Source organism: Limnohabitans sp. Rim8 (assembly GCF_945869175.1).
In the GTDB taxonomy this organism is placed as follows: domain Bacteria; phylum Pseudomonadota; class Gammaproteobacteria; order Burkholderiales; family Burkholderiaceae_C; genus Limnohabitans_A.
Genome location: NZ_CAMBNZ010000029.1, coordinates 1 through 20,003, shown reverse-complemented (window position 1 = coordinate 20,003; position 20,003 = coordinate 1). Strand labels below are relative to the sequence as shown.

The window sequence follows — 20,003 nt, the reverse complement described above, 5'->3', positions numbered from 1 at the left end:
TATCGATTTTGACGATTTAACAATTATTGGCACCATCCATATCTCATCATGAACCGCATCCAATTGTTATTTTTACTCAGTGCCATCGGTTTTTTCACGAGTGCTCATGCGGCTGACACTTACGACGGCTCCAGCAATACATTGAACATTCCTTTGGTCAAAGTCAGCAGCACCTATTACGCCAATGTGCAAATCACTGTGGGCAACGTGATCAGCGTGGGCAGCAAAGATCCCTCTGCACCGACGTACGATGAGTACAACGCCGCCAACAATCAATTGACCATTCCTGAAGTGCTGGTGGGAACCACGACTTATTACAACGTGATCATCACGGTTGGCAGTGTTTTGAGTGTGGGCGCTTCTTGCAGCACTGCAGCCCAATGCAGCAGCGACGACAGCACGTCCGCGGCTTTGTATTACGGACCCACGCGATACGCCAGCGCCATCGAAGCCAGTTACACACCCGGCACCATGGTGCGGGCGTCTGCATTCACAAACCGCAGCAGGTACTTGCTGTCCAATGCGTCAAGCCAAACCACCAACGCCAATTACATGCAAGTGGGATCGACTTACGATGCCACCAACGGTTACGCTGTGGAGACAGGCACCCTGGCGACCACCACCACCTACCAGCAGTATTTACAAAAGCTGGTCCAAGTGGTGGCCGACGGCTCGGGCTACTTTCGCCTCGAATCCAGCCTTCATCCCAACAACGCCATTGACTTTGATGCGGCAGATGGCAACAAGCTCAAATTCAGGAACAACTTTGGCAAGGCCGCCACGGTGTATGGCTACGTCACATTTGCCTACGACAGCAGCACCAAATTATTGCAAGCCAAAAAACGATACAAATATGCGTACACCACGGCTGCCAACGACAAAGGTGGGACCACGCATGCCGTGAGCTACACCGAAGATACCGCTTTTTCGGCGGCCAACTACTCTGTCAATCTCAGCAGTGGCGTTTACAAATTGGTGGCATCTTCCACGGACGCAACGCCCTTGTATGCCTACAACTCGGCTCTAGAACTGGGCATCCCAGAGTTTCTCAATCCGCTGAGTGTCGCCTTCGTCACGAACGACCCAGCACCCTTCTTGTCGAAAAATACTGTGGCCGCCACAGAAGGCACGTCTGGCAGCATTTACAAACAAGTCAACAGCACTTACCGCAACCAAGTGGCGACACCCGGGGTGAACGCCAGCACGAAAACCAGTGCCGATGCCATGCTGGCCGCCATCAAGTCAGCGGTTGAAGCTTCTGGTGAAAAATTGCGTTACTCGACAGCGCTTTATTCGGCCTACAGAGATGCCACTTTGGCGCACAAACTGGTCAGCGACTCGATTGCAGATGGCACGCCCGGTCAAAATTTGGTGCCCTACGTCTACTTCACCAATGAAAAGGACACCGCCGGCAAATACCACCCCTTCATGGTGGTGGTGAACTATGGCAACCAAGCCTCCCCCAACGGCCTGAAAGATGTGCCGCACCCCCCAGCCGACGGCACGGGGTCTTATCCCTCGTCCAAAGTCACACGGTTTTCAAACTTGGAAAACTATGTGACCCTCATCCCCATGAAAGACTATGGCGTGGTGACCCAAGTCACGGACAACACCTTCACCAAAAATTTGTGGACAGCTCGCACCAACGCTTCTCTCGCGGCGGATGTGTACACCTACGCCGACTCTGCCGACAACGGCTTGCTGATCGATGGCTCCGTCATGTTTCCTGCCTATAACAACAACTTGGTGCCCTCGCACCTCTTTGGGGAGTTGACTGCCAGCGGCTGCCACGTGGGGCAAGGCGGTGGCGGCCCGCACTGCCACTTTGACGGCTATCAAACGGGCTTCAGTTTGGGTGTTTATGGCGATGCTGACTATGTGAACAAAACGCATCCACCCATGATTGGCTTTGGCTACGATGGCATTGCCCTGTTTGGAAAATACAGAAGCAGCGACACAGCCATGAAGGGTTACAGCACGCCCCTGGACAGCTTTGGTGCCCACGACCATGATGGCATCGGTTACCACTACCACGCCCACAACGTGGTCAACCACAAGGCGGAACTGGTCACCTTCACCACCACGCTGAATGTGCTGATGAAGGGCGCCTACATTGGCAAAACCAATGACATTCCTTTTTTCAGGGCCAGCAGCAATTTCAGCACCAACAAATACATGGGCGGCACGGTGAAGTGATCTATTTCCCGAAAGGGGAAACACCCACCTCTTTGCCGAGTTGCTTTTGCTGCTCTAACAAAGCTTTGAAAGGATCAGCACCCGCTGGGTTCGCGCTGGTTGATGGGCCAGGCGTGCCAGCAGAAGGCTTGGCGAGGGGCGTAGGCGACGCGCCATTTTTTTCGAGATGTGCTTTGAAAGGATCCTCACCTGGCATCAGTGCAGGGTAGGTCGGTGAACCATTGGGTTTGGATGGTGCCTGGTTGGGATTCAACTCAACTTTCGGTGCCGTGGGCCCGGTTTCATCTGGGCCCAACCACGCTGAAACGGTGGGCTGTAGCAGCCAGATCAGTGCCAATGCGGCCACCATGATCAGGGCCAGCTTGGTTTGAGAAAGTTCTTTCATGCTGCGACTCATTGTTAAATTCTTTCAAACAGCCAAAAACCACCCGCCAGAAACCCCGACCAAATCATTCCGTTTCTGATATTTTCAAGCTGTTGTGATTTTCGCTTCAAGATCTCAAACAGGCCACCCAAAATGAGACAAATCAGAATTTGACCCGCCTCTACGCCCAGGTTGAACCCCACAATGGATGACATGGGATATCTTTGACCCTGCAACTGCAGGGCCATGGCACTGGCAAAGCCCAAGCCATGGAACAGACCCAAGCCAAAAACGGCCACCATTTCTGTCCTCAACCGCAACTGCACCTTGAACAAGCTCAAGGCGGCGGTGATGAGGATGGTGAGTGCAATGACGGGTTCAATGAGTTCGGACCTCACCTGCACCACGCCAAAACTGGCCAAGCCATAGGTGATTCCGTGGGCCAATGTAAAAGCCGTCAAGAGCCAAAACCACCGCCGCCACACCACGCTGGCCGCCAGCAAAGTGACCAAAAAAACAAGGTGGTCATAGCCTTCGACAATGTGCTGCCAACCGTCTATGAAAAAAGCCTGGAATGTTCCCCAACTCTGGTTGAAGAAAACATGTGAGGGATGCGATGCGCTGATTTTGGCCAGTTCTTGACCATCAACCCTTTTGACTTGAAAAAGATACTCTCCATTCAGCAAGCGGCCTGTCAATGAGATTTTGACTGGCAAACTCAACGCTTCCTGGGGGAACTTGATTTGGCGAAGCCATTCGATTTGAGGCGTTCCCTGACGGTCATCGGCATGCACAGACACCATGATCTGGTCGTCCAACACCTCGCCTTGAGCGTCTCCAATTTCAAAACGGATGGATTGGTTCAGTTGTTCAATGATTCGATCACGGTTAGCCCGAATTTCTTCGGGCTGAAGCAATCCATCTTGGTTGATGTCCACATTTTGAAAAACTGAAACGGGCACAGCAAGCAACAAAACAGCCCGCTCAGGCAAGACATTGACCAAGCCATTGCCCGCTGAAATCAAATGTGCATGGGCGCCAGCGCCCATCGCACAAAACCACAGTGCAGCAATGAAACGAACCACCCCCATCAATTGACCGAGCCGTCATTGGCCCAAGAAGCTGGCGTTCCAAAAACGCAGCGGGGCACAAAGGGATAGGCATCGGTGATGAAGTAGTGGTACACCGATGTGGTGGGAGACTCAGGCGTCACGCCGTATCTGCCATTGCATGCATCGAGGTTGCCCTTGCTGCTGGCCGTACTCGTGGCATCGAACACCCAGTCTTGCTCAAAAGTGCCGTAAGGTGCAATGCTGGCCGAAGGTCGGTTGGTGTACCCAGCGGCAGTCAATTCAGCCGCCGTTCTGAGTCGGTAGTTGGATTTCATGACGGTCACACCCCCTGTGGTGCTGCTGGGATTGGTATAGCCATATCGGGCATAGATGGGAAAGCCGTCCACCGCAAAGCCCACCAGGGTCATGGTGCTGTTGCCTTTTCCAAGTCGTGCGATCTGTCCCTCGGGCATGCCATGCACATGGTAGTAACCATACTTTGCGGTTGAGCCTGACGACATGGTGGGTTGGTTGTGCGCGTTGCTGGGATCAAGACCCACATCTTGGTAAATGTTTTTACCTGACACTTTGTAGGTGGTGCCACTGCTGACGTAAGTTTCAGCCGTGCCCACTTCGACTTTGACGCTGTTGTTCAGGTAGGAAAAATAAGCCACCCAAGTACACCGCAGCGCGCCTGAGCTCCAAACCTTGGTCCCAGAAGTCCACTTGTTGTTGGCACTGGTACTCGGCTCTGTTCCGCTGGTGTAGGTGTAGCAAGCGTCCGTGTCGAAACCATTGGCTCCTCTGGTGTAGAGGCTAGAAATGGTGCCCGACAGGGGCACTGTTTTACTCACCGTCTTGGCGCCAATGCTATTCGGATTACCCGAAAAGTAAGGGCTGGAGGTGTAACCCGTCAGGCCATTGGTGAAGAATTCCGACGCCTTGTGGTCTGGAATGGCATTGCCCGAAATGGTGCGCTCAGAACTTGTACAGGCCAAGCTGGACTGACTCGTACCACTGGTCAGTGTGCCACTGGTGCTGTAATAGGAAACCGTGGCTGGGGTCGACAAACCTGTTGCGGTTTGGTTGGTGTAATTGCAATAGGAGGCATAGGTCGGATACGCCTGGGTGTGCGCTGTGTTGGCGGTGCCACTGAGTACGCCAGCAGCGTTCACGGAGCCCGTATTGGGCACCGTTGCCGAAGAAGAAGTTGACGTCGCGGGATAGGCTGCTGAAGCGGACGCCGTGACTGCGCAGGTGTAAGTTTTGCCATTGGTCAGGCCACTCACCACCAAGGGGTTGGTGATGTTGGCAAGCCCTGCAACATATTCAACACTGGTTTGGCTCGATCCCGTGACACCGCCGTTGGAAGAGGTACAAATCGCCGTGTAATTGGTGGCCTGAACAAATTTTGAATTGGACAGGGCACTGGTGATCTTGCCACCCATGTAGTTGAACATCACACTGACTCTGCCATCGCCCGGCAACACGCCTTTGACTTCGGGTGTACCGACCTTGCTGCAAGTTGAAGCGATCAAGCAATCTGCCCCCACTGCTCTGATTTCGCCAACCGTGATGACCACATCGTAATAAATGGTGCCACCCACATTGACAACCGGAATGCTCAACTGGTTATTGCTGGAGTTGTAAGTATCGAAAGTGTCAGCACTTGGGCCCGAACCCAAACTCACCACCGTGCCCACCGTGATTTTGACGTCTTGATACATGGAGCCGCCCACCTTGACCAAGGGAATACTCAATACATTGGTGGCAGAGTCGTAAGTGTCTGCGGCAAAAACGCTGCCTGCAAACAAGGTAGAAAGCACCAACACTGAAATGTGACGAAACATATAAAACCTTACTTTACTGAAATTTAAATTCAACTATATTGTTAATTTATAATAGTAAATAATATTACCAAGATAAAATTTTTACATAGGAGAATTATTGACTTTATTTTAGTCAATCATAATCTTGAAAATCGCTTTTGTGAACAGCCTCATCAATCATTTAACGGCAATCCCATTTCACGTTCATGGTTCATGCGTGGCAAAGACAGATGAATCGGGGCAATGTCGCACACCCCCCATCATTGCTTGCCCACCAACATCGCTTCCACCAAGTCCTGAACCGCCAAAGCCTCTTCGGCCGTGGCCAATTGATGGGGCAGCCCCTGCAGCCACAAATCCACCTGCGTCAATTGCCGCTGCAGTGCGCTGGTTCGGGGGTCCTCTGTGGTCCAGTCGAGTGCTTCCTGCCATGGCCCGCCGTCTGAGCGCCACAGTTGGTAAAACTCCCTGAACTGGTAATTCATGCGGCTGCCGCGCACCGTGACCTCTTGTCGATCGGGTTGCTGCCCCCCCGTGGTGGCCATCACCGTCACGGGTTGGCCTTGGGCCGTGGTCAACCTGGCCAACATGTCCAGTTCACACAGCGTAGGGTCTTGGGGGTAACGCGGCAAGGCCTGTTGCAAAGTCAAGGGGCCCAAAAAGCGGCCCGCCAAGAATAAAAAGTGCGAAATGACCTCGCGGGTGTAACCACCTTCATGACGCCAACGCAGCCATTCGGCCTCTTTTTGCCAGGCACGGGGCCAAGCCGGGTAGTTCACCACAATGTCAATGCCCAACAACTCGCCGGTTTCACCGGCCGCCATGGCCCGATGCAGTTCTTCAAAGCCCCGCGAAGCAGCTTGTGTGAAGTTGACCACGCCGGGCAGACGGGCCTGACGCAATTGGGCCACCAAATCGCGGCTTTGTGCAGGGTCGGTGCCCAAGGGTTTTTCCATGAACACGCCTTGCCCGGCCGCTGCAGCCTGCAAGGCATAGGCTTTTCGAGGTCCCGGCGGGCAAGCCAAATAAACCACATCGGCACCGGCCATCGCGGCATCGGCACTGGCTGAAAAAGGGGCGCCCGGGTGTGCGGCTTGGGTTTTGGCCACCGATTCGGAAGACGGGTCCCAGGCACCGATCAGCTCAAAAGCAGGGTGTTGCAACGCGTTTTCCAACATGCGCCGGCCCATGATGCCCAAGCCAATGATGGCCATTCGATGTGTCATGTCTCTCTCCTTTGGTGTCGAGCTTAACAATTCAACACAACTGAATGATTAAATATATCAAATATCACGATAAAATCATTTCATGAGCAACATTAACAGCCCTTTTGCCTCCGCTTACATGCGTTTTTTGCAGTTGGCCAAGGTGATTCAAGCCCTGCCCGATGGCATGGACATGGATGCCAACGAAAAAGCGCTGCTGCAAGCCGTGGTGCTGCGCTGGTACGAAAACCAGCCCATGACCGTGCGCGAGGCCATCGCCCTGGCGGATCTGGGCTCACCTGCCACGCTGCACAAGCGCGTCACGCGGCTGCGTGAAAAAGAAATGCTCGGCACCTTGAATCTGGAAGGCGACCGCCGCGCCAAGTTTTTGATCCCGACCCAACGCACCTTGGACTACTTCAGCCATCTCGGGCAATCCATGCAAGCGGCCCACCAAGACAGCCCTGCATGACGCTGATGATCGGCAGGGCACTTCAAAAAACAGCACTGACTTTGCTCAGTGCTGTTTTGTTTGTGGGCTTCTTTGAGCTCAACGACTTGATTTTTTACAGCCTCGAACACAGAGAGGGCATCAACTGGTTGTTCTTGCCTGCGGGCTTCAGGGTCATCTTGGTGTTGGTGCTGGGCTTGCCCGGTGCCGTGGGTTTGATGTTGGGCGGCTGGTACGTGGATTGGCAGCTGATCGACGGCCCCGACCCCATACTGGGCTTTTTGAACGGCGTGGCGGGCGGATTGACCCCTTGGTTGGTGATGAAATTCCTGCAAAAGAGGCAATGGTTGAGCCAAACACTGCACAAGATTCACCCCTTGCAGTTGCTGAATTTGACGCTGGCCACCTCTGCGGCCAGCGCGGCTGTGCACCAAATCGCCTGGCATTGGGTGGATAAGCCTCTGACCAATATCTGGGTGGATGTGTGGCCCATGTTCATTGGCAACGTCTCTGGGGCCTTGGTCATGCTCTATGGCTTCAAATTCGCAATAGATCGGCTGCACATCCAAAAATGACAGCGCTGGCCTGGTGGACTGAGCGCTCAATCGCTCTCGGCCAAAAACAGCGCTTGCAAGTCACTCAAAAAATCAAATCCTTTTTCTGTGGGCCAGACCCTTTGCAGGTCCCGGCCAATCAAGCCTTTTTTCTCGGCTTCCAGCAAACCTTTTTGGATGCTGGTCATGGCCAAACCCGTGCGGTCCACGTAGTCGGCCAACTCAAAGCCAGCGCGCAATCGCAGGGCATTGAGCATGAACTCAAACGGCAACTCTTGTCGTGACACTTCGGCGCTTTGCGTGATGGGCTCGCCCTTCATGGCTTGCTGCATGTAAAGCGCAGGTTCGCGGTAGCGCACCTGCCGCAGCACGCGATGGGCAAAACTGAGCTTGCTGTGGGCACCGGCCCCAATGCCCAAATAATCGCCAAACTGCCAGTAGTTCAGGTTGTGGGCGCAGCTGTGCCCCGGCTTGGCGTAGGCAGACACTTCATAACGGTTCAGGCCTGCGCAAGCGGTCAATTCGGTGATGCGGTCCATCATCTCGTACGCCAGATCGTCTTCGGGCAAAGCCGGCGGAAACTTGGCAAACACCGTGTTGGGCTCGATCGTCAAATGGTAAATCGAGATGTGCGGCGGCGCAAAAGCCAATGCCGTTTGAATGTCTTGCGTCAAACCCGCCAATGTTTGGCCCGGCAAGGCATACATCAAATCCAGGTTGAAGGTGTCAAACACCTGCGCCGCTTCGGTCACCGCGGCCAGGGCCTGGTCACGGTCGTGCACGCGCCCCAGCGCTTTCAGGTGTGCGTTGTCAAAGCTTTGCACGCCAATGGACAAGCGGGTGATGCCGGCCTGGCGGAATGCCTTGAAGCGGTCTTTTTCAAAAGTGCCGGGGTTGGCTTCCATGGTGATTTCGGCATTGGGCGCCAAACGGACGCGGGCCCGAATGCCCCCCAGCAAACGGTCGATCGCTTCGGGCGAGAACAAGCTGGGCGTGCCACCCCCCAAAAACACGGTCTGGATGCTGCGGCCCCAGATCAGCGGCAAACTGGCTTCAAGGTCGGCAAACAAGGCGTTGATATAAGCCTCATGGGTGGAGGCTGGATCAGCCCCAGCACGGTGTTCGTGCGAATTGAAGTCGCAATACGGGCATTTTTGGATGCACCAAGGCAGGTGCACATACAAAGACAGCGGCGGCAGTGCGCTCAGTTGCAACACACCGGGTCGCATGGCGTGCACCGGGTCCAGACTGGGGTTCATGAGAAGCTCAAACCCATGTGGATTCAGGCCAGCGTTCGCGCATCAGCGCCAGCATGGCCTGCGCAGCGCGGCCGCGGTGGCTGTTGGCGTTTTTGACCTCAGAAGGCAGTTCGGCAAAGGTCTTGCCCAATTCGGGCAAGCTCATCACCGGGTCAAAGCCAAAGCCATTGCCGCCCCGGCGCTCGGGCGTGATGTCGACCACCACTCGGCCCACGGCGATCAGGGGCTCCGGGTCGTCGGCGCTGCGCAGCGCCACCAAAGTGCTGACCATGGCCGCACGGCGGTTGGCGATGCCCTGCATCTGCTCCAGCAGCGCGGTCACATTGGTGTCGTCGCCCTTGGGGTAGCCAAAGCGGGTGGCATAGTAGGCGGTGTCCACACCGGGCTGGCCACCAAAGGCGTCCACGCACAAGCCCGCGTCATCGGCCAAGGCAGGCCATCCACTGAGCTGTGCGGCGTGGCGGGCTTTGGCCAGGGCGTTTTCCACAAAGGTCTTGAACGGTTCTGCGGCTTCGGGAATGTTCAGCTCGGACTGGCGCACCAGCGTCATGTGCAGTGGCGCAAAAAGGATTTGCAACTCGGCCAATTTGCCAGCGTTGTTGGAGGCCAGAACAATGTTCATGAGCAATTTGACCTGCGTTTTAGGCGCTGAAGGTCAAGGTTTGGGGCTCGTCATGGGCCTGTTTTTGCAACTGCACCAACTGCGCAATGCCTTTTTCGGCCAAGGCCAACATGCGGTCCATCTCAACTCGGGTGAAGGCCACGCCCTCGGCGGTGCCCTGCACTTCCACAAAGTGGCCCGCACCGGTCATGACCACGTTCATGTCGGTGTCGCAGGCCGAGTCTTCGGGGTAATCCAGGTCCAGCAAAGCGGTCCCGTTTTTCAGCCCCACCGAAATGGCCGCCACGCGGTCAAGCAGAGGCGATTCGTTGAGTTTGCCGGTGGCCATTAACCAGTTGACGGCATCTTGCGCGGCCACAAATGCACCCGTGATGCTGGCGGTGCGGGTGCCGCCGTCGGCTTGCAACACATCGCAATCGAGGTGAATGGTGCGTTCGCCCAGTTTCTTCAGGTCGAACACCGCCCGCAACGAGCGGCCAATCAGGCGCTGGATCTCTTGCGTGCGGCCACTTTGTTTGCCGCGTGCGGCTTCGCGGTCGCCCCGGGTGTGCGTGGCGCGGGGCAGCATGCCGTATTCGGCCGTGACCCAGCCCTCGCCACTGCCTTTTTTGTGGCCGGGCACCTTTTCTTCGACCGAAGCGGTGCACAGCACGCGGGTCTGGCCAAATTCGATCAAGACCGAGCCTTCGGCATGGATGGTGTACCCCCGGGTGATGCGCACAGGGCGCAAAGCGTCGGTTGCGCGGCCAGATCGGACGTCAGAGATGGTGTTCATGTGTCGTTGGAATGGTGTGGCTCGTGGAGCCCGGCATCTTGCCCTGCAGGTTGCGCGAGCGGGTCGAACCCAAGAGTTTGAGATAATGCCTCGTTTCATGTTCAGTTGTTAAGCTGGACATACGCAGTGCTACAAGGCCAATTTGGCCAGTCGCTGCCACAAGGAACTTGACCGATGCCAGTTTACAGCATGACCGGATACGCCAGCGTGCAACACAGCCCGCTGGCCGCAGACGGTCAAACCCCTGCCCCTTTGGCCCCCACGGCCCGACTGGGCTTGGAAATCCGCTCGGTCAACAGCCGTTTTTTGGACCTGAGTTTTCGCTTGCCCGAGGAGATGCGCCAACTCGAACCGGGTTTGCGCGAACTGATCACCCGGCACATCAAACGCGGCAAAGTCGAGGTGCGCGCCAGCCAGGATGCGGGTGACGGTGCCGCTTTGCAAGCGCCCAACCACCAGGCCTTGCAAAAAATCGCGGCCTTGCAGGACAAAATTCGAGACTGGTTGCCCGAGGCGCGGCCGTTGAGCGTGGCGGATGTGCTGCGCATGAGCGCTGGAAGTTCAGGCCACGCGGCAGCTGACGAAGCCATCTGGTTGCAACTGGCCACCCAGGCCGTGGACGCGCTGCGAGAAGCCCGCGCGCGTGAAGGCGCCCGCCTGAGTCAAATGCTGCAAGGCCACATTGACCAGCTGCTCAGCCTGGCCGATTTGGCTGTGCCGCTGGTGCCGCAATTGGTGGAGCAGCAGCGCCAACGTTTTTTGGAGCGCTGGAAAGACGCCATGGCCCTGGCCGATGGCAGCCACCTGCCCGAGGCCGCGCAGGACCGGGCGCTCACCGAAGCCACGGCCTTCGCCATACGCATCGACGTGGCCGAGGAACTCACCCGCCTGCGCTCGCACTTGGACGAAATCGCCCGTTTGCTCTCCAAGGGGGGCGATATCGGCAAACGCCTGGACTTCTTGATTCAGGAACTGCACCGCGAAGCCAACACACTGGGCTCCAAGTCAGCGGTGCTGGAGATGACCCGGATCTCGGTGGACATGAAGGTTCTGATTGAGCAAATGCGAGAGCAAGTCCAAAACATCGAATAAAGACCCGCCCCATGGATTACCCCGGAAACCTCTTTGTCGTGGCCGCCCCCAGCGGGGCCGGCAAATCCAGTTTGGTCAAGGCCCTGATGGAACTCGACTCGCGCGTGCAGCCCACCGTCTCGCACACCACCCGCGCCCCCCGGGGCCAGGAAAAGCATGGCCGCGAATACTTTTTCGCCTCGGCTCAAGAATTTGATGCGCTGGTGTTGGGCGACGCGTTCGTCGAGTGGGCCCATGTCCATGGCCAGCGCTACGGCACCTCCAAAAAGATGATCGAAGAGCGCATGGCCCAAGGCGCGGATGTGGTGCTGGAGATCGACTACCAAGGCGCTTTGCAGATCAAGAAAACCTATGCCAATGCGGTGCTCATCTTCATCTTGCCGCCCAGCTGGGAAGAATTGCGCTCACGACTGGAGCGGCGCGGCGAGGACGCCCCGGAGATCATCGAGTTGCGCCTACAAAATGCGGCCATCGAAATCGCCCAGGCCCCTGAATTTGACTTCGTTATAATCAACGAAGTATTTGATCGTGCCTTGTTTGACCTTAAAGCGGTTGTTCACGCCCAGCGGCTCAAGTACCATGTCCAGCGCCGAGCCCGGCCGGACACCTTCCAAGCGCTCAAAATGGCTTGAAACCAGCTCAGAAATTTTCAAGGAAAACATCATGGCCCGCATCACTGTTGAAGATTGCCTGGAAAAGATCCCGAACCGCTTTCAGTTGGTTTTGGCCGCGACTTACCGCGCCCGCATGCTGAGCCAAGGTCACACCCCCCGCATCGAGAGCAAAAACAAGCCGGGCGTGACCGCTCTGCGTGAAATCGCGGCCGGCAAAGTCGGTATCGAAATGCTCAAACGCGTCTCCTGATTCGCCCACTGTCCGGCGCTGCCGGATTGGCAAAAGCCCCAGACATGGGGCTTTTTTTCGTCTGCAGACCAAGCCCCCAACGGCTTGCGTTACATTGATGACATGAGTTCTGTCACGCCAACGTCATCCAAAATGGGACACAGCCGCCCCAAGGCCATCGCCCCCGCTGCGGCCAATGCGGCGGCGGCCAGTTTTGCGGTGTTGGAAGCCCAAATTGGTTACCTCAGTGAAACCGACATCGAGGTGGTGCGCAAAGCCTACAAATTTGCCGACGCAGCCCACTTGGGGCAAATGCGCAAAAGTGGCGAGCCCTACATCACTCACCCGATCGCAGTGGCCGGTTTGTGCACCGAATGGAAGCTCGATGCCCAGGCTTTGGCGGCCGCCTTGTTGCACGACGCCATGGAAGACTGCGGCATCACCAAGGTCGAGTTGATTGAGCGGTTTGGCTCCCCCGTGGCTGAACTGGTGGATGGCCTGACCAAGCTGGACAAGCTGGAATTCAACACCCGAGAAGAAAACCAGGCCGAGTCGTTTCGCAAAATGCTGCTGGCCATGGCCCGCGATGTGCGTGTCATCCTGATCAAACTGGCCGATCGCACCCACAACATGCGCACCATGTCCGACATGCCGCGCACCAAGTGGGGCCGTATCGCGTCTGAAACACTCGAAATTTACGCGCCGATTGCCCACCGTTTGGGTCTGAACCAGATTTACCGCGAGCTGCAAGACCTGGCCTTCAAGTATCTGTTGCCTTGGCGCTATGCGGTGTTGACCAAGGCCGTCTCTCGGGCTCGCAACCGCAGGCGAGACCTGATTCAAAAAGTACAAGCCGACGTCGAAGCCGTTTTTGCCCAAGCCAAGATGCACGTGCGCATCAGGGGGCGCGAAAAAACGCTCTACTCCATCTACAAGAAGATGGACGACAAGCACCTGAGTTTTGCCCAGGTCACCGACATTTACGGTTTTCGGGTCATCGTGCCCTCGGTCGTCGACTGTTACACCGCTTTAGGCTGGTTGCACCAAATTTACAAGCCTGTACCGGGCAAGTTCAAGGACCACATCGCAATTGCCAAAGTCAACGGTTACCAATCGCTGCACACCACGCTGGTGGGACCGTCGGGTGTGAACGTGGAGTTCCAGATGCGCACCGAGGCCATGCACCTGGTGGCCGAATCGGGGGTTGCCGCGCACTGGCTGTACAAAGAACACGAAGCGGCCAGCGCCCAATCGGCGCGTTTGGGCACACAGTGGTTGCAGTCGCTTTTGGACATCCAGACCGAAACGCGCGACGCGGCCGAGTTTTGGGACCATGTCAAGGTCGACTTGTTCCCCGATGCGGTCTATGTCTTCACGCCCAAAAGCCAAATCATGGCCTTGCCACGGGGTGCCACGGTGGTGGACTTTGCTTACGCCATCCACAGCCGGGTGGGCGACCACGCCATGGCCGCACGCATCAATGGTGAGCAGGTCCCACTCCGGACAGAGCTGAAGAATGGCGATGTGATCGAAGTGATCACAGCGCCCGTGTCTGCCCCCAACCCCGCATGGCTAGGGTTTGTTCGCACAGGACGCGCCCGCTCCAAGATTCGCCACCACCTCAAAACCATGGCGCAAACCGAATCGGTGGAACTGGGTGAAAAACTGCTGAGTCAATCGCTGCGGGCTGAGGGCATTGAGAAATTGCCAGCCCTTGACGAAGCCCACCACGCCTTGTGGGAAAAGCTCTTTCGCTTTACAGGCAACCGCAACCAAACCGATTTGCTCATGGACATTGGTCTGGGCAAACGCATCGCCACCATCGTGGCCAAACGCTTGGCCGCCTTGTTGTTTGAAAAAGGCCTAAAACCCGATGCCCTGTTGATGACACGCGAGCGATTCACCGCCCACGAATCCATTTCGCAAGGCGCGATCAACCTCGATGGCAGCGAAAACGCGTCGGTGGTCTATTCGCGTTGCTGCAGACCCTTGCCGGGCGACGACATCGTGGGCTATTTGGGCCGTGGCGAAGGCCTGGCCGTTCACACGCGAGACTGTGCCATCGCCCGCAAACTGGAGCACAAGGACAGCGAGCGCTTCATTGGCGTGGAGTGGTCAGACGAGATGACCCGCAGTTTTGAAACCAGCATCAGCGTCACCGTGCTCAATGGCCAAGGCGTGTTGGCACGGGTCGCCGGTGCATTGGCCAGCGCTGAAACAGACATCGTTCACGTTGACATGGGCCATGAAACGCCGCAAGACACCGCCGAGCTGAAGTTTGTGGTCTCGGTCCGAGACACGACCCACCTGGAGCAAGTGATGCGCCACCTCAAGCGCACACCGTCGGTGATCCAAGCCGACCGTCTAACCAACAAAAGCGTGAGCGGCAGTTGATGGGGCCCGCCCTTCAGCCCGGGGCGGGATAACTGACGTGCAAGACCTCGATCTCCAAAACGCCTGCAGGCGTGACCAGCTTGAGTTCATCGCCTTCGCGTGACTTGAGCAATGTGCGGGCTATGGGCGATACCCAAGTGACCTGCCCTTGCAGACTGTCGGCCTCGTCAATGCCCAAAATCGTCACCGTGCGTTCTGTTCCAGAGGCTTCGACATAGGTGACGGTGGCGCCAAAATAAACCTGCTCACTGCCATGGTGAACGGTGGGGTCCACCACCTCTGCCAGCTCGAGCCGCTTGGTCAAAAACCGGACGCGCCGATCGATTTCGCGCAGGCGTTTTTTGCCATACAGGTAATCACCGTTTTCAGACCGATCGCCATTGCTCGCCGCCCAATGCACGGTCTCTACCACTTGGGGTCGCTCGTCATCGATCAAAGTGAACAGCTCAGCCCGCAATCGGGCATAACCTGCAGGGGTCATGTAATTGCGCGCACCCGAAGGCAAAGCAGGTAAGCCCTGCTCTTCGTCGTCGTCACCGCCAAGATCTTGGGTGAGGGCTTTGCTCATGCGTGCTGTTGAATGTGTCGGAAATAGAAAAAGCCCACAACCTTCGTTGTGGGCTTTCTAATTTTTGGTGCGGCTGGCAGGAATCGAACCCACGACCCCTTGGTTCGTAGCCAAGTACTCTATCCAGCTGAGCTACAGCCGCATCATGCGTTCAATTATAGCAAGCTTTTGAGGGCACTGAGAGGCACCGCGGGCAAACAACACCCAGACTGGTGGCCAACCAAGTCAACACAAAGCTCAGCAGCCTCTTCAGGACAAACAGGGGCACGCGCTATCCTCGGGACTGTGAGCAACGATGGTGAGAGGTTTTGATGTCATCCGAAATAATTGTTAACACAGCACCTACAGGATTTGGCGGCAGCCTTGTCGACGTTTCAGGCTTGCAAGTGGGCCATTTCACACTCAACGAACGCTTGACCGGTTGCACGGTGGTGCTGGCCCCTGGTGGCGCGGTGGGTGGCGTGGACGTTCGGGGGGCCGCGCCTGGCACGCGAGAGACCGACTTGCTCGACCCCGCTAACCTGGTCGATCAGGTGCATGCCGTGGTGCTCAGCGGTGGCAGCGCCTTTGGTCTGGATGCGGCCAGTGGCGTGGTGCGCTATTTGAGCGAACACGACATTGGCTTTGAAACCGGCCACGGCCGTGTGCCCATCGTGCCTGCCGCCGTGCTGTTTGACTTGCCCGTGGTGCGCCAAGGCGATGATCCCCAAGCCCGCCCCGGTGCGGCTGCCGGTTATGCCGCCTGCCAAGCGGCATCGGCGGCCACACCGGCTGCAGGCAATGTAGGTGCTGGTGCGGGCGCCAGTGTGGGCAAACTCTTTGGGCTGGACCGCTCGATGAAGGGCGGCATTGGCAACGCCAGCGTGCGTGTCGGTCCTTGGGTGGTGGGGGCCATCGTGGCCTGCAACGCGGTGGGCGATGTGCTCGACCCGGCCACAGGCCAGTTGCTGGCAGGGGCCCGCACAAGGGATGGCCTGGGTCTGCTGGACACCCAAGGCGCGATGCTGGCCGGCGAGCGCGGCCACCGGCCCTTGCCCGGCACCAACACCTCAATTGGCGTGGTCGCCACGAACGCCCATCTGACCAAAGCCCAGACCAAACGCCTGGCCATGAGCGCCCACGATGGGCTGGCCCGCGCCATCCGCCCTGCACACACCCCCCTGGATGGCGACACCTTGTTCGCCCTGGCCACAGGCACCGAGACACGTCCCGTGGATTTGATGCTGCTCACCGTGATGGCCGCCGAAGCCACGGCACTGGCCACCGTCGATGCCATCCGTCAGGCGCAAAGTGTTCAGACCACCTTGGGGCTTTTGCCTGCGGCCATGGACATGACGCCTGCCCGCTGACAGCTCAGTCGTTCAAAAAGAACTGCTTGACGGCCACCAGGGCTTTTTCTCTTTGTTCGCTGCTGTGGTGGTTCAGTTCTCGCAAGGGGCCGTTGAGCATTTTCTTCATCAAACCCAGTGACAGGGCCTCCATCACGCTGTCGATGGAATCGCCCTTTTCAAGGCGTTTACGGGCGCGGTCCAGTTCGGTCTGACGCCAAGCGGCCGCTTGGCCATTGAGCTCTTGGATCAAAGGCACATGCCTGCGCTGGTCCAACCAGGCCATGAATTTGGCCACCCCTTGGTCAATGATGATTTCCGCTTCTGCCACCGCTTCTTGTCTGTGGGTTTTGCCACTTTCAATCACCTGCGTCAAATCGTCAACGGTGTAGAGGTACACCCCCGACAGTTTTTTGACTTCGGGTTCAATGTCCCGGGGCACGGCCAGATCGACCATGAACATCGGCCGGTTTTTGCGGGATCGCAAGGCGCTTTGTACCGCACCAAGACCGATCAAAGGCAAAGTGCTGGCCGTGCAGCTGATGACGATGTCAAATTCATGCAGGCGCGCCGGCAGGTCGGCCAAAGCCATGCTGCGACCGCCATGCATGGCTGCCAAGAATTCGGCTCTTTCTGAGGAGCGGTTGGCAATGGTGATCGATTGGGGCGATTTGACCGCGAAGTGCGCCACGCACAATTCGATCATCTCGCCAGCGCCCACAAACAGCACTCGGGTGTCTTGGATGTTTTCAAAAATTCTGCCGGCCAGCTGAACACTCGCCGCGGCCATGCTGATGGAATGGGCGCCAATGGCGGTGCTGGTGCGTACCTCTTTGGCCACGGCAAACGAGCGCTGGAACAACTGATTCAAGGTGGAGCCCAAGGCACCTGAGTCAGCTGCCAGGCGCACCGCATTCTTGAATTGACCGAGTATTTGCGACTCCCCCAGGACCATGGAATCCAAGCCACTGGCGACGCGAAAGGCATGCCTTGCCGAAGCCCCACCCTCGAGTCGGTAAATGTGCGATTGCAAACTGTCGACTTCTGCTTTGCCCGTGTCAGCGAGCCAATGGAGCGTTTCTTGCCACTGCACCTGTTCGCCCGCGCAATAAATTTCCGTGCGGTTGCAAGTGGACAAAATCGCCACTTCGTTGTGCTTTTCCAGACGCCGGCGCAGGCCTTGCAATGACAACACCAGTTGGTCGGAGGCCAAAGCAAAACGCTCGCGCAAATCGATGGGCGCGGTTCGGTGGTTCAGTCCCAGCGTCCAGACGGCCATTCAGACCACCTTCCTGAGCTGGGGCGCGACATAAAAATCTGGCCAAGCTTGAGCCATTTTTTGGTGAATGCCTGCCGCAGTCAGCCCATAGTGTTGCATCAATTCCTGGGGATCACCGTGTTCTGTGAAGGCGTCCTCAAAGCCCATCACCAACACAGGTTTCTGGATGCCCAAGTCCTGCAAGGCCTCCAGCACAGCCGCGCCAGCGCCACCCATCCGTGCACCGTCTTCCAGCGTGATGAAACGCTCATGGTCCTGGAAAACCTGCGCCAGAAGCGCCAAATCCAACGGTTTGGCCCAGCGCATGTTCACGACCGTGGCGTCCAGAGACTCGGCCGCCTTCAAGGCTTCATAGAGCAAGGGGCCAAAAGCAAGAATGGCCAAGCCCCGTCCCTGTCGGCGAATTTCAGCCTGTCCATATGGCAACGCTTGCAAGTCGGGTGAGACCTGGCTGCCAATGCCCGCGCCCCGGGGGTAGCGCACAGTGACCGGGTGGTTTTGGGCGTATGCCGTGCTCAGCAATTGCCGACATTCGTTTTCATCGGCCGGGCAGGCCACACCCATGTTGGGAATGCAGCGTGTGAAGGCGATGTCAAACATGCCAGCGTGCGTCGGGCCGTCGGCACCCACCAAACCGGCCCGGTCCAGCGCGAAGACCACGGGCAAGTTTTGCAGCGCAACATCATGGATCAATTGGTCGTAGGCGCGTTGCAAGAAGGTCGAATAAATGGCCACCACCGGTTTGAGTCCCTCACAAGCCAAACCCGCAGCAAAGGTCACGGCATGCTGCTCTGCAATGCCCACATCGTGGTAACGGTCTGGAAAGCGCTGGCTGAAGGCCACCATGCCAGAGCCCTCTCGCATGGCCGGCGTGATGCCAACCAATCGTGCATCCTGGGTGGCCATGTCACACAGCCATTGGCCGAAAACGTGCGTGAATGTCTGCTTGCTGGTGGGTGTCTGCTGCAAGCCAACGGCGGGGTCGAATTTACCGGGTCCGTGATACGCCACAGGGTCGATTTCAGCGCGTTCGTACCCCTGTCCTTTGCGTGTGACCACATGCAGAAACTGGGGGCCTTTTTCTTGTGAAACTTTTTGCAAAATTTGCACCAAACCCAACACATCATGCCCATCGACCGGCCCGGTGTAGGCAAAACCGAGCTTTTCGAAAATCGTCGCAGGCTGGATGAATTGCTGTGTTTGCTGTTCCAGTTGCTTGGCCAAGGCAAACAAGGGTGGGGCATTGCGCAACAGTTTTTCACTGAGTTTTTTGGCCTGCGCATAAAACCGGCCAGACATCAACTCGCCGAGGTATTGGTTCAAGGCCCCCACGGGCGGACTGATCGACATGTCGTTGTCGTTGAGCACCACCAACACATTGCAGTGGCTGGTTCCCGCATTGTTCATGGCTTCATAAGCCATGCCCGCAGTCAGCGCACCGTCACCGATGATGGCCACCGATTTCCGAGGATGCCCCGTGAGCTTGGCGGCCATGGCCATGCCCAAGGCGGCTGAAATGCTGGTGGACGAATGGGCCGTGCCAAATGCATCGTATGGACTTTCTTGGCGCAGCGGAAATCCACTCAGGCCACCGCGCTGTCGCAGCGAAGGCATCCGGTCCATGCGGCCCGTGAGCATTTTGTGCGCATAGGTTTGATGGCCCACATCCCAAACCAAGCGGTCTTCCGGGGTGTTGTACACATAGTGCAAGGCAATGGTCAGTTCGACCGCGCCCAAATTGGAGCTGAAATGCCCGCCGGTTTTCGAGACGGACTGAATCAGCTTTTGCCGCAACTCGTTGGCCAAGGCCGGCAAGCGCTCCATGGGCAGCGCTCTCAACTGAGTTGGCGATTGAATCCATTCCCGTAAAGCGTCCATGGTGGGTCTTCAAGTTGACTTGTATGCATGGGAATCTACAGGCATTTGACAAAATGTCAAGTTAGATTGACACTTTGCAAAAGTAAAAAAGTTGACACATTCCCATCCAGACCGTCTAACGCTGAAAAACCGACCCCCACATGACCCTGCAAAACGACACATTTCTGCGCGCCTGCCTGCGCCAAGCCACCGACCACACCCCCGTCTGGCTCATGCGCCAAGCCGGTCGCTACCTGCCCGAGTACTGCGCCACGCGCGCCAAAGCCGGCAGCTTCATGGGCCTGGCCACCAACGTCGACTTCGCCACCGAAGTC

Annotated in this window: 18 protein-coding genes and 1 tRNA gene; 9 read left to right on the top strand and 10 right to left on the bottom strand. The window is 57.2% G+C overall.

Annotated elements, in window-relative coordinates; all coding sequences use genetic code 11:
• Window positions 1-48: 48 nt before the first annotated feature.
• Window positions 49-2,196, top strand: coding sequence for a hypothetical protein (locus Q0O19_RS06475; RefSeq protein ID WP_295521123.1), 2,148 nt, complete (start codon window positions 49-51; stop codon window positions 2,194-2,196).
• A gap of 399 nt (window positions 2,197-2,595) precedes the next feature.
• Here the strand turns inward: Q0O19_RS06475 and Q0O19_RS06470 are convergent, their stop codons facing one another.
• The 3 genes from Q0O19_RS06470 to Q0O19_RS06460 form a co-directional block, all read right to left on the bottom strand.
• Window positions 2,596-3,651: a HupE/UreJ family protein gene (locus Q0O19_RS06470; RefSeq protein ID WP_295521121.1), complete on the bottom strand. Its 1,056-nt coding sequence runs from the start codon at window positions 3,649-3,651 to the stop codon at window positions 2,596-2,598.
• Complete coding sequence (locus Q0O19_RS06465) at window positions 3,651-5,462, bottom strand: YHYH protein (RefSeq protein WP_295521119.1); 1,812 nt, start codon at window positions 5,460-5,462, stop codon at window positions 3,651-3,653. The genes Q0O19_RS06470 and Q0O19_RS06465 overlap by 1 nt, the downstream gene beginning before the upstream one ends.
• Before the next feature lie 239 nt (window positions 5,463-5,701).
• Window positions 5,702-6,667 (bottom strand): Gfo/Idh/MocA family oxidoreductase, encoded by a 966-nt coding sequence (locus Q0O19_RS06460; RefSeq protein ID WP_295521118.1) that lies wholly within the window; start codon window positions 6,665-6,667, stop codon window positions 5,702-5,704.
• An 82-nt stretch (window positions 6,668-6,749) separates the two neighbouring features.
• Here Q0O19_RS06460 and Q0O19_RS06455 point away from each other — a divergent pair, with 82 nt between their 5' ends.
• Both Q0O19_RS06455 and Q0O19_RS06450 read left to right on the top strand, forming a co-directional pair.
• Entirely contained in the window at window positions 6,750-7,118 is a 369-nt protein-coding gene (locus Q0O19_RS06455) for a hypothetical protein (protein WP_295521116.1), read from the top strand.
• Entirely contained in the window at window positions 7,115-7,672 is a 558-nt protein-coding gene (locus tag Q0O19_RS06450; RefSeq protein WP_295521114.1) for a hypothetical protein, read from the top strand. The genes Q0O19_RS06455 and Q0O19_RS06450 overlap by 4 nt, the downstream gene beginning before the upstream one ends.
• 26 nt (window positions 7,673-7,698) lie before the next feature.
• On the opposite strand, the gene hemW is transcribed toward Q0O19_RS06450, so the two are convergent.
• From hemW to rph, 3 genes are read right to left on the bottom strand one after another with little or no spacing between them, the layout of a single operon-like run.
• Complete coding sequence (gene hemW, locus Q0O19_RS06445) at window positions 7,699-8,910, bottom strand: radical SAM family heme chaperone HemW (RefSeq protein WP_295521112.1); 1,212 nt, start codon at window positions 8,908-8,910, stop codon at window positions 7,699-7,701.
• 7 nt (window positions 8,911-8,917) lie between these two features.
• Window positions 8,918-9,532 carry a non-canonical purine NTP pyrophosphatase gene (locus tag Q0O19_RS06440; RefSeq protein ID WP_295521110.1) on the bottom strand — a complete coding sequence of 205 codons (615 nt, stop codon included), beginning with the start codon at window positions 9,530-9,532 and terminating at the stop codon, window positions 8,918-8,920.
• A gap of 19 nt (window positions 9,533-9,551) precedes the next feature.
• Window positions 9,552-10,307 carry a ribonuclease PH gene (gene rph / locus Q0O19_RS06435; RefSeq protein ID WP_295521109.1) on the bottom strand — a complete coding sequence of 252 codons (756 nt, stop codon included), beginning with the start codon at window positions 10,305-10,307 and terminating at the stop codon, window positions 9,552-9,554.
• 174 nt (window positions 10,308-10,481) lie between these two features.
• Here rph and Q0O19_RS06430 point away from each other — a divergent pair, with 174 nt between their 5' ends.
• The 4 genes from Q0O19_RS06430 (at window position 10,482) to Q0O19_RS06415 (ending at window position 14,636) form a co-directional block, all read left to right on the top strand.
• Window positions 10,482-11,399, top strand: coding sequence for a YicC/YloC family endoribonuclease (locus Q0O19_RS06430; RefSeq protein WP_295521108.1), 918 nt, complete (start codon window positions 10,482-10,484; stop codon window positions 11,397-11,399).
• An 11-nt stretch (window positions 11,400-11,410) separates the two neighbouring features.
• Window positions 11,411-12,031: a guanylate kinase gene (gene gmk / locus Q0O19_RS06425; protein WP_295521106.1), complete on the top strand. Its 621-nt coding sequence runs from the start codon at window positions 11,411-11,413 to the stop codon at window positions 12,029-12,031.
• Window positions 12,032-12,062: 31 nt separating this feature from the next.
• A complete protein-coding gene (gene rpoZ / locus Q0O19_RS06420) occupies window positions 12,063-12,263 on the top strand; it encodes a DNA-directed RNA polymerase subunit omega (protein ID WP_108407279.1) in 201 nt (66 codons plus the stop codon).
• A gap of 102 nt (window positions 12,264-12,365) precedes the next feature.
• Window positions 12,366-14,636, top strand: a complete 2,271-nt coding sequence (locus Q0O19_RS06415) for a bifunctional (p)ppGpp synthetase/guanosine-3',5'-bis(diphosphate) 3'-pyrophosphohydrolase (protein ID WP_295521105.1) — start codon at window positions 12,366-12,368, stop codon at window positions 14,634-14,636.
• A 13-nt stretch (window positions 14,637-14,649) separates the two neighbouring features.
• On the opposite strand, the gene greB is transcribed toward Q0O19_RS06415, so the two are convergent.
• Both greB and Q0O19_RS06405 read right to left on the bottom strand, forming a co-directional pair.
• Window positions 14,650-15,204 (bottom strand): transcription elongation factor GreB, encoded by a 555-nt coding sequence (greB, locus tag Q0O19_RS06410; protein WP_295521103.1) that lies wholly within the window; start codon window positions 15,202-15,204, stop codon window positions 14,650-14,652.
• A gap of 65 nt (window positions 15,205-15,269) precedes the next feature.
• A tRNA-Arg gene (locus Q0O19_RS06405) sits at window positions 15,270-15,346 on the bottom strand.
• Between the two features lie 169 nt (window positions 15,347-15,515).
• Between Q0O19_RS06405 and Q0O19_RS06400 the strand changes: the two genes are divergently transcribed.
• Window positions 15,516-16,553, top strand: a complete 1,038-nt coding sequence (locus tag Q0O19_RS06400; protein WP_295521102.1) for a P1 family peptidase — start codon at window positions 15,516-15,518, stop codon at window positions 16,551-16,553.
• Between the two features lie 4 nt (window positions 16,554-16,557).
• Here the strand turns inward: Q0O19_RS06400 and hemA are convergent, their stop codons facing one another.
• Together hemA and dxs are read right to left on the bottom strand one after the other, a co-directional pair.
• Window positions 16,558-17,811: a glutamyl-tRNA reductase gene (gene hemA, locus Q0O19_RS06395; protein WP_295521100.1), complete on the bottom strand. Its 1,254-nt coding sequence runs from the start codon at window positions 17,809-17,811 to the stop codon at window positions 16,558-16,560.
• Window positions 17,812-19,689: a 1-deoxy-D-xylulose-5-phosphate synthase gene (gene dxs, locus Q0O19_RS06390; protein ID WP_295521099.1), complete on the bottom strand. Its 1,878-nt coding sequence runs from the start codon at window positions 19,687-19,689 to the stop codon at window positions 17,812-17,814. It lies immediately after the preceding gene.
• Between the two features lie 140 nt (window positions 19,690-19,829).
• Between dxs and Q0O19_RS06385 the strand changes: the two genes are divergently transcribed.
• On the top strand, window positions 19,830-20,003 hold a 174-nt coding region (locus tag Q0O19_RS06385; RefSeq protein WP_295521133.1), incomplete at its 3' end, for a uroporphyrinogen decarboxylase family protein.

Bases quoted from the DNA above. Each gene is read 5' to 3' on its own strand.
- Q0O19_RS06475 (WP_295521123.1), top strand. From the start codon at position 49: ATGAACCGCATCCAATTGTTATTTTTACTCAGTGCCATCGGTTTTTTC.
- Q0O19_RS06470 (WP_295521121.1), bottom strand. From the start codon at position 3,651: ATGGGGGTGGTTCGTTTCATTGCTGCACTGTGGTTTTGTGCGATGGGC.
- Q0O19_RS06465 (WP_295521119.1), bottom strand. From the start codon at position 5,462: ATGTTTCGTCACATTTCAGTGTTGGTGCTTTCTACCTTGTTTGCAGGC.
- Q0O19_RS06460 (WP_295521118.1), bottom strand. From the start codon at position 6,667: ATGACACATCGAATGGCCATCATTGGCTTGGGCATCATGGGCCGGCGC.
- Q0O19_RS06455 (WP_295521116.1), top strand. From the start codon at position 6,750: ATGAGCAACATTAACAGCCCTTTTGCCTCCGCTTACATGCGTTTTTTG.
- Q0O19_RS06450 (WP_295521114.1), top strand. From the start codon at position 7,115: ATGACGCTGATGATCGGCAGGGCACTTCAAAAAACAGCACTGACTTTG.
- hemW (WP_295521112.1), bottom strand. From the start codon at position 8,910: ATGAACCCCAGTCTGGACCCGGTGCACGCCATGCGACCCGGTGTGTTG.
- Q0O19_RS06440 (WP_295521110.1), bottom strand. From the start codon at position 9,532: ATGAACATTGTTCTGGCCTCCAACAACGCTGGCAAATTGGCCGAGTTG.
- rph (WP_295521109.1), bottom strand. From the start codon at position 10,307: ATGAACACCATCTCTGACGTCCGATCTGGCCGCGCAACCGACGCTTTG.
- Q0O19_RS06430 (WP_295521108.1), top strand. From the start codon at position 10,482: ATGCCAGTTTACAGCATGACCGGATACGCCAGCGTGCAACACAGCCCG.
- gmk (WP_295521106.1), top strand. From the start codon at position 11,411: ATGGATTACCCCGGAAACCTCTTTGTCGTGGCCGCCCCCAGCGGGGCC.
- rpoZ (WP_108407279.1), top strand. From the start codon at position 12,063: ATGGCCCGCATCACTGTTGAAGATTGCCTGGAAAAGATCCCGAACCGC.
- Q0O19_RS06415 (WP_295521105.1), top strand. From the start codon at position 12,366: ATGAGTTCTGTCACGCCAACGTCATCCAAAATGGGACACAGCCGCCCC.
- greB (WP_295521103.1), bottom strand. From the start codon at position 15,204: ATGAGCAAAGCCCTCACCCAAGATCTTGGCGGTGACGACGACGAAGAG.
- Q0O19_RS06400 (WP_295521102.1), top strand. From the start codon at position 15,516: ATGTCATCCGAAATAATTGTTAACACAGCACCTACAGGATTTGGCGGC.
- hemA (WP_295521100.1), bottom strand. From the start codon at position 17,811: ATGGCCGTCTGGACGCTGGGACTGAACCACCGAACCGCGCCCATCGAT.
- dxs (WP_295521099.1), bottom strand. From the start codon at position 19,689: ATGGACGCTTTACGGGAATGGATTCAATCGCCAACTCAGTTGAGAGCG.